The organism is Elioraea sp. Yellowstone, assembly GCF_006704265.1.
Taxonomy (GTDB): domain Bacteria; phylum Pseudomonadota; class Alphaproteobacteria; order Acetobacterales; family Acetobacteraceae; genus Elioraea.
In genome coordinates this window covers 1-4,664 of record NZ_VIKA01000206.1, presented here as the reverse complement: position 1 = coordinate 4,664, position 4,664 = coordinate 1, and the positions used below count along the sequence as shown (strand labels likewise).

The window sequence follows — 4,664 nt, the reverse complement described above, 5'->3', positions numbered from 1 at the left end:
CGGCAGGGCGGCGGAGGTCACAGCGGCAGGGTAGGCGGGAGCGCGGGGGGCGTCCATCCGCCCCCTTGCCGCCGCCGTCGCGCGATGGCACGCACCGCGCCATGCGCCGTGACCTTCCGCCGCGCGACCGTCGCGGACCGCCCCGCCCGCCGCCCCGACCCGCCGCCCGGGTTGCCGAGCGCCACGGTGAGGAGCCGGCCGATCTCGTCCGCGTCGCCGGCCTGCCCGCCGTCGCGGCGCTCTTCGCGCGCGCGCCCCAGCGCGTCGAGCGGCTGTTCTACGAGGAGGCGCTGCGCGAGGCGGCCGGGCCGTTCTGCAAGGTGCTGGCCGCCGCGCGCCGACCCTACCGGATGCTGCCGCGCGCCGAGCTCGACCGGGTCGCCGGCACGCCCCTGCACGGCGGTATCGTCGCGGTCGCGCGGCCGAAGGCGATCCCGGCCTTCGACCCGGGCGCCGTGCTCGCCGCGCGCGAGCGCATGCCGCTGCTCCTGGTGATGGACGGCATCGCGAACACGCACAATCTCGGCGCGATCGCGCGCACCGCGGCGTTCTTCGGGCTCGACCGCATCGTGCTCTCGGGCCATCCGAAGCAGGCCGGACCGACGGATTCCGCCCATCGCGTCGCCGAGGGCGGGCTCGAGCACCTCACCCTCTACCGCGCCGCGCCGCTTGCGCCCGCGCTCGCGGCGATCCGGCCGGGCTTCCTGGTCGCCGGCGCGGTCGCCGAGGGCGGCGTCGCACCGGCCGCGCTGCCGCGCGACCGCCCGGTCGCGCTCGTGCTCGGCAACGAGGAGCGCGGCCTCGACGCGGAGACGCTCGCCGCCTGCGAGGCGCGCGTCACCCTGCGCGGGGCGGGCCGGATCGAGAGCCTGAACGTCTCGGTCGCGGCCGGGATCCTGATCTGGGCGCTGAAGCGCTGAACCGCGGAGACCCCGATGCCACCGACCCCGCCTGCGCTGCCCGGCGACGCCGAGGAGGCCATCGACACGCCGGCGCTGCTGCTCGATCTCGACGTCTTCGAGGCCAATCTCGACACCATGGCGCGGCTGCTCGCCGGCACCGGGGCGAAGCTCCGTCCGCACGCCAAGACGCACAAATCCGCCACCGTCGCGCGCCTTCAGATCGCGCGCGGCGCGGTCGGCCAGTGCGTGCAGAAGGTGGGCGAGGCCGAGGCGCTGGTCTGGGGCGGCGTTGCCGACATCCTGGTCTCGAACCAGGTCGTCGGTGCGGCGAAGCTGCGCCGGCTCGCGGGTCTGACCAAGCTCGCCTCCGTCGCCGTCTGCGTCGACGACGCGGAGCAGGTCTGGGCGCTCGAACAGGCGGCCGAGGCGCTGGGCACGCGCATCGAGACCCTGGTCGAGATCGATGTCGGCATGGGCCGCTGCGGCATCGCGCCCGGTCCGCCCGCGGTGGCGTTGGCCGAGCGCATCGCGCACAGCCGCCATCTCGGCTTCGCCGGGCTGCAGGCCTATCATGGCCTCGCCCAGCACCTGCGCCGGGCGGAGGAGCGGCACGCGGCGATCGCCCAGGCGGCGGAGGCGACGCGGCGCACGGTCGAGCAGCTCGCCCAGCGCGGGCTCCACTGCCGCATCGTCGGCGGCGCCGGCACCGGCACCTTCGAGGAGGAGCTGGCGAGCGGGATCTGGACCGAGATCCAGGCCGGCTCCTACGCCTTCATGGATGCCGACTACGCGCAGAACCTGGACGCCGCCGGCCGACCGGTGGGGACCTTCGGCCACGCGCTGTTCGTGCTCGCCACGGTGATCAGCGTCGCGCGGCCGGGGGTGGCGGTGCTCGATGTCGGCCACAAGGGGGTGGCGGTGGATCGCGGCCTGCCGCTCGTCTGGCAGATGCCGGATGTGCGCTGCGTCGGCTGTTCCGACGAGCACGCCACGCTGCACTACGATCCGGGCGCACGCAGCTTCGGCATCGGCCAGAAGCTCCGCCTCGTGCCGGGCCACTGCGACCCGACCGTCGACCGGCACGACTGGTATGTCGGCCTGCGCGGCGGGCGGGTGGAGACCGTCTTCCCGGTGGATGCGCGCGGCGCGATGCGCTGACGCGCGCGCCGCGCCGTGGGGCGCCTACCCGGTCGCGCCGCCGGCAGGCGGGCGCGGCGACGGCGCGGCCTCCTCCGCAAGCCCCGCCTGCGGCCGCGCGATCTCGTCCGGGCGCAGGGCGCGCTCACGGAGCGACCGATCCGTCGGTACCCATCGGCTCAGGCACTGCCAGAAGTGGTCGTAGACGCCGACGGGGGCAGCCGGCGTCCCGGCCGCCAGCCTAGCCCGCGGCGACCTCTCGGGCCCCTGCGGGACCTTCGGCCGTCCCGGGTCGCCTGGCGATGTCGCGGCCATCCGTTCCTCCCTCCGGCTCCGGGGTCTGTTGGCGCCCCGTTCCCCCCGATCGGGCGGTTCCTCCCGATCGGGACCGGCATCAGGAAGGCACGGATCGCGCGCCCATGCGTTGATCGGGATCAAGATCGCCGCGAGGGCCCGCCGTCGCGGCCTGCGGCGTCATCCCGTCCCGGCGCGCGCGGGGCCGAACCGGGCCGGATCGAACGGGCCGATCGGCAGGTTGGTCGTCCCCTCCAGCGCAAGCTGCGCGACCAGGGCGCCGACCGCGGGGGCGATCGCGAAGCCGTGGCCGGAGAAGCCGAAGGCGTGCACCAGGCCCTCGCTGCGGCCGTGGCCGATCACCGGCAGATCGTCCGTCGCCACGCCCTCGATGCCGGCCCAGATATGCTCGAGCGCGCAGCCGGCCAGCACCGGGAACAGGTCGAGCGCGGTCCTCGCCGAGTAGGCGGCACGGTCGATGTCGAGGACGACGCGGCCGGTATCGAGATCGGCCACCCCCTTGTGGCCGCCGCCGATCATGACGTGGCCGGAGGCGAGCTGCTTGAACGAGAGCGGCCGACCCACCGCACCCACCACGGGTGTGACGAAGGGCGGCAGCGGCGAGGTCAGCAGCATCATGAAGGCCGAGAACCGCACCGGGATGGTCTCGCCGGCGAGACGCGCGACGCGCGGGCCCCAGGCGCCGGCGGCGTTCACCACGATCGGCGCGGTCGCGCGCGTGCCGTCCGCGAGCGCGACGTGCCAGATCCCGCCCGACCGTTCGAGGCCGACGACGCGCGCGCCCTCGCGCACGACCGCGCCGGCCGCCACGGCGGCGCGGTGGAAGGCGAGCGCGGTGCGGTAGGGGGTGGCGAAGCCGTCGGTACGCACGACAAGACCGCCGACGCAGTGCGGCGCGAGCGCCGGGAGGAGGCGGCGCAGCGCGTCGCGGTCGACCAGTTCCTCGTGCTCCCAGCCGCGCGCCCGCAGGGCGCGCACGCGCGCGGCGAGCTGGTCGAGCTCCGTCTCGGTCTCGGCAACCTTCACTTGACCGCTCTGGGTGTAGCCGCAGTCGTCGCCGACCAGGCTCGCGATCTCGCGCCACATCTCGAGCGCGGCGAGCGCGATCGGCACCTCGGCGAGGTCGCGTCCGAGCGTGCGTACGCCGCCGGCCGAGGCGGAGGAGGCGTGGGCGGCGATCCGTTCGGCCTCAAGAACGAGAACGCGCCGTCCGCGCCGCGCAAGCTGCAGCGCCGCGGAGAGCCCGTGCAGCCCGCCGCCGACGACGATGGCGTCGGCCCTCATGCCAGCGCCTCGTCGATCTGCAGGGGCCGCGGCGGCGGCCGTTCGCCGGCGCGGGCGGCGAGGGCGGCGAAGGGGATCGGCGTGGCGGGCGCGAACGGGATCGGCTCCGCATCGGTCCGGTGTCGGGCCGCGGTGGCGATGCCGACGATGCCGCCATCGCGGAGCGCAACCTTTGTCACGCCGAGCGAGGCGGCCAGCAGGTCGTCCTCGCCCACCCGTTCCGGCGGCGCGCCGACCGCGATGGTCCCCTCCGGCGCGCGGCCGAGGATCGCCTGGGCGACGATCCGGCCCTGGCGCGCGGCCTCGTCCGCGGTCGCGGCACCGACCAGCGCGCCGGCGGCGAAGACGTCCGCGGCGCTCGTCCGTCCGCAGGCATCGACCACCGGCCGCCAGGCGCGCGTGCGGCAGCCGAGCGCGAGCAGCAGATGCAGCACCGGTGCCGCGACGACCAGGATGTCGAAGGGCACGGCATCGATCTGTCCGCGCTCCAGGATCCAGAGCCGGCCGGGCTCGGCGTGCCATGCCGTCGCCTCGGGCCGGGCGACGATGCGCGCCTGCGGCAGCAGCGCGGCGGCCGCCCGCCCGGCCGCGCCGGCACCGACGATGACGATCCGCTCAGCCATGCGCGAGCTCCCCGACGGTCAGCGGCTTGTAGGGCGCGCGCGGGCGGTAGCTGCCCGCCTCGGCGATCGCGATGCCGCGCTCGGCGGCGATCAGCGCCGCCACGGTCGGGCCGCAGAGCCGCCCCTGGCACGGCCCCATGCCGCAGCGCAGATACGCCTTCGCCTGGTTCGGCCCGGTGGCGCCGAGGCGCGCAGCCTGGCGCACCTGGCCGGCGGTCACCTCCTCGCAGCGGCAGACGATCGCCGCATCAGGAGGCGTCAGCACCTCCGGTGCCGGCCGGTAGAGCGCATCGAGGAAAGGGCGGATCGCGAGCGCGCGCGCCCGCTCGGCGAGCAGCGGCCCGGCCTCGGCGTCGCGCCGCGCGCGGTCGATCCGGCCGAGCCGGTGCGCGGCATCCAGCGC

5 protein-coding genes are annotated in these 4,664 nt (G+C 76.1%); 2 read left to right on the top strand and 3 right to left on the bottom strand.

Going from position 1 to position 4,664, the window contains the following annotated elements:
• Positions 1 to 101: 101 nt before the first annotated feature.
• Together FK498_RS17515 and FK498_RS17510 are read left to right on the top strand one after the other, a co-directional pair.
• A complete protein-coding gene (locus FK498_RS17515) occupies positions 102 to 920 on the top strand; it encodes an RNA methyltransferase (protein ID WP_141856834.1) in 819 nt (272 codons plus the stop codon).
• A gap of 15 nt (positions 921 to 935) precedes the next feature.
• Positions 936 to 2,060: a DSD1 family PLP-dependent enzyme gene (locus tag FK498_RS17510; RefSeq protein WP_141856832.1), complete on the top strand. Its 1,125-nt coding sequence runs from the start codon at positions 936 to 938 to the stop codon at positions 2,058 to 2,060.
• A gap of 453 nt (positions 2,061 to 2,513) precedes the next feature.
• Here the strand turns inward: FK498_RS17510 and FK498_RS17505 are convergent, their stop codons facing one another.
• From FK498_RS17505 to FK498_RS17495, 3 genes are all read right to left on the bottom strand, one after another.
• Complete coding sequence (locus FK498_RS17505; protein ID WP_141856830.1) at positions 2,514 to 3,638, bottom strand: FAD-binding oxidoreductase; 1,125 nt, start codon at positions 3,636 to 3,638, stop codon at positions 2,514 to 2,516.
• Positions 3,635 to 4,261: a hypothetical protein gene (locus FK498_RS17500; protein WP_141856828.1), complete on the bottom strand. Its 627-nt coding sequence runs from the start codon at positions 4,259 to 4,261 to the stop codon at positions 3,635 to 3,637. Before FK498_RS17500 ends, FK498_RS17505 begins: the two co-directional genes overlap by 4 nt.
• Positions 4,254 to 4,664: (2Fe-2S)-binding protein (locus FK498_RS17495; protein WP_202614906.1), on the bottom strand; the 411-nt coding region annotated here is incomplete at its 5' end. The genes FK498_RS17500 and FK498_RS17495, both read right to left, overlap by 8 nt.